Here is a 6875-nt window from a genome sequence, read left to right on the forward strand (position 1 = left end):
CACTGCTCTCAATTGCCGAAAAAGTTCTCCCCGCTAACCGGGAAAATCACTACTTATACGGCATGATTGCCTTTGGTTTAGAGCAGTGCCACCGCTTCGATGAAGCGGAAGGAATGGGGCAACTGGCAACCGAAATGAACCGGAATGACCCCTGGGCACACCATGCTGTTGCTCATGTGATGGAAATGCAAGGCAGGCTTGAAGAGGGCATTGCTTGGATGGAAAGCCTCTCTGATACCTGGGAGAACTGCAATTCCATGCTTTACACACACAATTGGTGGCACATCGCTCTCTATTATTTAGAGAAGCAAGAATTTCAGAAAGTGCTATCCCTGTATGACTCTCACGTCTGGGGTCGTGCGTGGAAAGATTCTTCCAAAGACCCAATTGGCGCAATTTCCCTACTGTTGCGGCTGGAATTAAGAGGAGTCGAGGTGGGCAATAGATGGAAGGAATTAGCCCCTCATCTAACAGCGCGAATTCACGAACACGCCCTACCATTCCAAGATTTGCATTACATTTACGCCCTTTCTAGGGCAGGTAATACTGACCATGTCACCGAGATGCTTTTGAGTATGCAAGCGTATGCCAAAACGGCTGACCCTTCTGTCCAGCGGGCGTGGAATGAGGTCGCTGTACCCGCCGCACGAGGAATGGCTGCCCATGCTCAAGGAAAATGGGAAAGAGCGCTTGGCGAACTCGGTCCAATCATGTGCCGCCTACACATCATTGGGGGTAGCCATGCCCAGCATGACCTATTTGAACAACTGTATCTCGATGCCTGGTTGCGTGCGAATCAAAACCATGAAGCGATTAAGCTCTTAGAAAAGCGCTTTGCTGCCCGTCGTTACATTCCCTTACTTCAGTGTGAACCTACTGTAGTATCCAGCCCCCAGAGTCAGGGACTCCTCCAATTTCCCAGTGCCAAGACTATGACCAAGTCGAGAATGACAATCAAGGCAAATCAAGCAACGCAATGGATTGAAGAATTATGCCAGTCCAAAGGTGTAGCATTGGCTAAAACTTACGCCAAGCTGATCGAGGTGGTAGAACATCTGAGTGCTTGAATCAAGTTTGTCGTTGCGCTTGAGCGCAAGCGATCGCGCAATCACCTAAGCGATCGCTTGATAACCCGCATCTACCGCCACATCGTACATTGTCGCAAGTTGAGCATAATCTTCAGACTGTACGGGAACATAGCGCTGAATATGCGATCGCGCCATGGCAGCTTGCAGTTGTGCATCCGGCTGACACAGCACCGACTGTAGGGAGTTAATCAAAGCTGTACCCAGCCGCTGTGCAGCCACTACGGGTGGCATCGGGCAAGGGCCAATAGACTCAATCACCCGTAAATGAGGCGAAAATTCAGGAAAATCGCGCAATTCTTGCTCTAGCACTGTGCTATCAATAGCCGAGCAATCCGCCTGTCCTTCAATCACCAGTCGGATGGAACGCTGATGCGAACCCGATGGAATCGCCTTGCCGAAAAACCGACTGGAGTATCCCCCCTGCATCAGGCGTTGGCGTACCAAGTTGTAGCCGCTATTTGACCCCAGATCGTTATAGCACCAGGTTTTACCCGCTAAATCATCGAAGCTGTAGAGGTGGCTCTGGGTGTTAACGATGATATCAGAGAAGTACACGGGGCGATTTTCATAGCGACTGGCTTGCATCACTGGCGCAACTAACGCTTGGAGTTGAGTAGAGATGACTTGGTGACGCCGTGCGAAAGGCAAGCCACAGATAAAAGCCATATCCAGTTGATCGTGTAGCATCATCGGGTCTTCTAGGGGGTCATACTCACTCTGCATCAGCTGTGTTTCGATCCCCCATACCCGGCTCAAGTATGTCCCAACAGCCTCGTAGAAACCAAACATATTGGGAGCAAGATAAGAGACTAACCGGATTTTGTCGGGTTGGCTCATTGGGACGTAGTTCATAAATGTCCTCCTGATCCTAAACCCTGAAAGTTAAGTATTGCAGGCTACTCCAGTTCGGTCTAATTTTGTTAAGGTAGAAACTACAGTTCGTCTATCGGAATATAGCGCTTTACTGTTACAATGCCACTTACCCATCTTTGGCAACCCGTAAGCACTAGATGCGGTAAAAGAGTTTTCACAATCAGGATGAGTGAAATGGCTGCTTTTTCGCTTTTATCAACTGGCTCTGTTGACTACAAACGAAGTCAATTTGCACGTCGCTCTGTACTTCCCCCAAGCCGAGATTATTTGTGGCAAATTGACAGTGGGGCGGTTCGTACCTTGACGCTGCTAGAAGATGGAACAACCGTCACTCTGGGAATATGGGGAGCTGGAGATGTCGTTGGTCGGGTGCTATCCAAGGCAGAACCTTATCAAATGGAATGCCTCACTACTGTAGAGGTCACTCGAATACCTATCGACCAATGGTACCTCGTCAATGAAGTTCTCATTCAGCATATTCAGCAATATCATGAGTTTTTAGAAATTCTTCATTATCGCTCTATTGACATTTCGCTCCTGCGATTGTTAAATTGGTTAGCCAAAAAATTTGGTCAGGAAGTTAAGCAGGGACAACTAATCGATTTGCACTTAACTCATCAAGAAATTTCCGAAATTATTGGAACAACAAGAGTTACAGTTACGCGACTCCTGAATGAGTTTGAAAAGCAGGGAATTATTGAGCGACTCTCTCGCAAACGTATGATCTTACAAGAAAAACAGCCGTTCTGGCACTACGAAATTTAACGAAATTTCAATGTCCTCCTAAAGGCGTGCTTTCCTCGACAGGTTCACTAGTAAAAATAGCTTGATGAGGAGTTTTTCTAGACTCTGGTTAGGCTGTAACCTGCAACCTAATTAGTTAAAAAGCTTGCACAGGAAACGCCTTGATGAATAGACCGAGTTTGGAGGGTCAGGGTTGAGCGATACACAGAAGCGAGGGCGACAAAATCCGTCGCGGGTGCGTGATCATTTAGCGAATGAGCGCACCTACTTGGCATGGATGCGTAGTGCGATCGCTCTAATGGGTTTTGGGGTAGTCATCGTGCGTCTTCGTTACTTCCAAGTTCCCGAACTGCCCCATCCCAGCACTGGCTGGAAGTTGGGTTTACTTTTCTCTATAGCTGGTCTAATGACGGTGTTTCTTTCAACGGTGTACTACTTCATCATCCGCCGCACCATTGATGATGACACCTACGAACCTTCAACACGTCGGGTGATCTTCTTCAGCATCAGCATTGCACTCCTAGGCTCTTGGGTGATCTATTACGTATTTACAGTCACCGCTACCTCAACGAGTTTTCTTGCTCCTGAGTGATTAGACCTATATTGAAAGTCTAGTTTAAGCAGCTAAGTGTCATCCCTTTTTCCTAGGCAACTCACTTGTCGTCAGGGCTTAAGCTCTGGCTTTATGCAGTCCTAGCTTACCGCTAGAAAGAATTGGACTGCTAGCCGGTTCAACTGCGATCGCACCTTAAGGCTGGGTCAAAGATTGCTCTGTAATCCTGAGTCTTGGGTTGTATAGGAGTAGATTGAGAATAGGCCATCCCCAGTGCTTAATCCGAACAAATTGTAATGTAGGCAACATTGAGCGGCGGCATCCTACCCACATTAGAAAACTGAAATCCGATGGCGATAGATAATTAACACAGCCATGAAACACCTTCGTTGAGGATTCGTTAAGCTGGATATGATCTGCCTGCCAGGTTGACATCGGTCTGAGGACTGACAAGACTCAACGAGTCGTTTAACGCATTTACGCTGATGGGTAGTTTATTTCTGAATTAGTCTGAACTTAGCTTAAGGGAGTGAAAAAACTATAGTGTTCAGCACCAGTTAGTCAAGAAGTAGCCGACCTGAAACCAGTGATGCTCTTAACGCTCCAAGACCGACTGGAGAAGACAAGACACACGAGGCTGTTAGAGCGATCAGCTCCTTTCAGCAAACTGTCCACTCAGAGTACTCGTCTGCAAAGAGTACTAACCCATTTTCCCAACCGAGTTGTCGCGATCGCACCGCCCCCAATGCAAACTGATTTACAAGGATTGGAAATTACAAAGGGAGAAATCAAGCACTCTAGCGGTGTAAGCCTTGATGCTGTGTTTAGACCACCGACTCTCAGGAAATTTATCTCTGAGATTGGCAAAACTTCCCTAGTAATTCTTTTTATCTGTTTGAGTGGTTTAGTTCTCGGTCTGATCTTTCCCGAGCAGATGGTGTCGCTAATTGCTATCGATGGCATTGCTTCTGCTGTCTTACTCTTAGATGATCTCAGGAAGATTCGTTTCAGCTACAAAAACCGGAATCTGGTCAGAATGTTTGAGGATGTTAAACGTTTTAATTGCGTGATTAAAGCAATTGACCTCAATGACCAAATAGAAGCTGTCGGCAATCCGGGCGTGGGATTGCAAAACCGAGAGAGAGTCATTCACACCCTTAGGCTAGCCAGAGAGGATATCCTTCGCGCCTTAAAAACAGAACGGATCTTCCGGGAAAATGCGAAATTTATTCAATTGAATTACGAGCTATTTGAAACGAATCTAACGGCTTTAACTTCGTTGCAAGTGAATGACCAAGCCGGTGAGTATGGACGCCTGTTGAATGAAGCTTTGCAAATTGTTGTGGATGTACGAGAAGAAATGAGAAAGTTACAAGAGCAGCGAATTAGTTAAGGGATAAAACTGTATTTAGTCACAGTAAAGGGAGCAGTGCGTTCTGTGCAACCAGATTTGCAGGGCTTGGAAATTTCCCCTGGAGAACTCAGACACCTGACTGGGGTTGACTCAACGGAGATTTTTAGACCAACCATCCTTCACAATCCAAAACAGCGATTAAATTTCTTTGTTCAAGAACTTTTGCTCAGTCTTGCTCTGACACCAATTATCGTTGGATTATTGCATGTTTTCGTGATTCTTCCTTTTATCGGTTCTTCACTGGTTGCCACCTTGGTTACTCTGATTGTGGTGCCCATTGTGATTATATCGGTGCGGTGGTTTTGGTTAAAGCACAACAGTCCTACGGGTCTATGTTCCTTGTTGGATGAAGTGGATCGATACAATGCTGTGATTAAAGCGATACATATTAATGACCAGTTAGGGGCGACGGGAACGACAGAAATTTTAAGTGAGCGCAAAAAAGTAATTGATGCACTCACTCTGATCAAAGAAGATTTAGTCAGGGCATTGAAAACAGAAAAAATTCTGCGGGAAAATCGGAATTTCCTGATCACTAGTCCCGAACTCTTAGCAACGAATCTGAGAACGGTGCAAACTCTGCAAGTGAACGACCGAGCCAGTGAGTATGGGCATCTTCTCAATGAGGCATTGCAGATTGCGGTTGGCGTTCAGCAAGAAATGACGAAATTACAGACTAAACGCTGAATATGATTCCAATAACAAACGGATTCGATATGACAGGGATTTTAGATTCTAACCTGGGCTTAATTCATTGACATTCACGTTAAGCTTGATACCTCGACTTTGAGCCGTTTGTTGAAACAACTCAGTAGGCAGTACCTGCTCGACAGGCCAGACGCCTGGTTTATTCAGCTTATTAATCAGCATTAATTCGGCAAGACTGCCAGTACCCGCACCCGCTGCCACCGCTGTATTCTCATGTACTAAAGTTGAGCAAACACGGGTAGATTTCCCGTCTTTTTGACCCGTAACTTCAGAGCGAATGGCAACACCAATGCCACTGAAGCGATCGCTCACACCAGTCATTCGATGGCTGACATGCGCTAAAAACTCAATCCCTCCTGGATTTTTGAGCCAGGAGGGGGGAAAAATATGAGCCGCTATCCAGGTAAGATGATTGTAAAAATCGGGAATAGATCCAAACTTGGTAATGACGGTTGCCACAGGGAAGGAGTCAACCAGTGTAAAAGCTTCTGGCATATCAAACCAATAGACCCCTGCTTTACCATAAGGTTCTGGGAATTTAACGCTTTCGCGATCGCTATACGGTTTCACCAACTGCCACTGATCATCAATCCAAGCTTCAAACGGTTCTTGTAAACCCAGAAATGTTGTCCGCATCACGGTAACCCCAGCACCACCAGAACCCGCCACTACATAACTCAGGTGAATTTGTTCTGCCTCATCCAGCTGTTCCACATCGTGACGCACCATACTGTTGGAGATGCCAGGAAAAATGCCAGAATTAACAATTGCAGTAACGCCAGCCCCCGTCGCCGCATCGCGATAGGCTAAGGCTTTACGAGTAAAGGCGCGATTATCACTAACATCCAGATAGTTCACACCCTCTTCAATGCAAGTTTTCAGGACAGTAGCGTCCCGGTGAAGAAAGGGGCCGGCACAGTGAATCACCAGGTTATGAGATGCGATCGCTCTTTTCAACCCCTCGCGATCGGCTAAATCTAGAGCAAGGAACTCCACTTGTGGTAACTCCTGCTGCTTCACAGTAGCTTCAGATTTCAGCTTCCGTCCCGTTACGGTAATCTTCGCCTGAGTATTCGCAACGAGGTCTTGCGCCACACTCCTGCCGACTCTCCCTTGCCCTCCAAGAATCAAAACCCGTTGGTCTGTCATCGCTCCTGCATCAGTATCATCGTTACTTATTTCATCACTTTCGGCTTGTCTTAATCATCATTAGCTCGGATGAGATGTTCTCTGTAAAAAGGTTGATGTTAATTTATACAGGTAAGATTTTCCTCCCCAGCTTCCCCAGCTCGCCCTAGGTAAGATATTTGAAACAATCCCTATAACCTGAAATAAGGGCGCACCTTAGAGCGCCCCCTGGTTGACTGACAAAAGTGGGAAACAGAAGGCATAAGCCCAATACCCATAAGGAATACAGACGATGAAGCAACCACTGAGACACAAAGCGGTTTTGTTCGCGACATATCTTCGCGAACAAGCTCCCTCCTCGCTCTCG

The 6875-nt window shown here is 46.6% G+C and carries 7 protein-coding genes; 5 read left to right on the forward strand and 2 right to left on the reverse strand.

Annotation, left to right across the window (positions count from 1 at the left end):
* Positions 1 to 1067 (forward strand): tetratricopeptide repeat protein (locus V6C93_RS17160; RefSeq protein ID WP_333477889.1); only part of this gene is annotated, 1067 nt, incomplete at its 5' end.
* A 45-nt stretch (positions 1068 to 1112) separates the two neighbouring features.
* Here V6C93_RS17160 and V6C93_RS17165 read toward each other — a convergent pair.
* A complete protein-coding gene (locus V6C93_RS17165; protein WP_333477890.1) occupies positions 1113 to 1940 on the reverse strand; it encodes a phosphate/phosphite/phosphonate ABC transporter substrate-binding protein in 828 nt (275 codons plus the stop codon).
* 195 nt (positions 1941 to 2135) lie between these two features.
* Between V6C93_RS17165 and V6C93_RS17170 the strand changes: the two genes are divergently transcribed.
* The 4 genes from V6C93_RS17170 to V6C93_RS17185 all read left to right on the forward strand — a co-directional run bounded on the left by V6C93_RS17170 (position 2136) and on the right by V6C93_RS17185 (position 5359).
* On the forward strand, positions 2136 to 2726 hold the full coding sequence (locus V6C93_RS17170; protein WP_333477891.1) for a Crp/Fnr family transcriptional regulator: 591 nt from the start codon (positions 2136 to 2138) through the stop codon (positions 2724 to 2726).
* 172 nt (positions 2727 to 2898) lie between these two features.
* The gene (locus V6C93_RS17175) at positions 2899 to 3297 is read left to right on the forward strand and encodes a DUF202 domain-containing protein (protein WP_333477892.1); all 399 of its coding nucleotides are present in this window, start codon (positions 2899 to 2901) and stop codon (positions 3295 to 3297) included.
* A gap of 550 nt (positions 3298 to 3847) precedes the next feature.
* Positions 3848 to 4651, forward strand: coding sequence for a hypothetical protein (locus V6C93_RS17180; protein WP_333477893.1), 804 nt, complete (start codon positions 3848 to 3850; stop codon positions 4649 to 4651).
* 36 nt (positions 4652 to 4687) lie between these two features.
* Entirely contained in the window at positions 4688 to 5359 is a 672-nt protein-coding gene (locus V6C93_RS17185) for a hypothetical protein (protein WP_333477894.1), read from the forward strand.
* Positions 5360 to 5407: 48 nt separating this feature from the next.
* Here V6C93_RS17185 and V6C93_RS17190 read toward each other — a convergent pair whose 3' ends face one another.
* Positions 5408 to 6529 carry a saccharopine dehydrogenase family protein gene (locus V6C93_RS17190; RefSeq protein ID WP_333477895.1) on the reverse strand — a complete coding sequence of 374 codons (1122 nt, stop codon included), beginning with the start codon at positions 6527 to 6529 and terminating at the stop codon, positions 5408 to 5410.
* Positions 6530 to 6875 lie beyond the last annotated feature (346 nt).

Origin of the sequence: Allocoleopsis sp., assembly GCF_036703385.1 — a bacterium.
Lineage (GTDB): Bacteria > Cyanobacteriota > Cyanobacteriia > Cyanobacteriales > Coleofasciculaceae > Allocoleopsis.

What these genes read in the sequence shown, in the direction of transcription:
- V6C93_RS17165 (WP_333477890.1), bottom strand. Translation starts at nt 1,940, where the DNA reads ATGAACTACGTCCCAATGAGCCAACCCGACAAAATCCGGTTAGTCTCT.
- V6C93_RS17170 (WP_333477891.1), top strand. Translation starts at nt 2,136, where the DNA reads ATGGCTGCTTTTTCGCTTTTATCAACTGGCTCTGTTGACTACAAACGA.
- V6C93_RS17180 (WP_333477893.1), top strand. Translation starts at nt 3,848, where the DNA reads ATGCTCTTAACGCTCCAAGACCGACTGGAGAAGACAAGACACACGAGG.
- V6C93_RS17190 (WP_333477895.1), bottom strand. Translation starts at nt 6,529, where the DNA reads ATGACAGACCAACGGGTTTTGATTCTTGGAGGGCAAGGGAGAGTCGGC.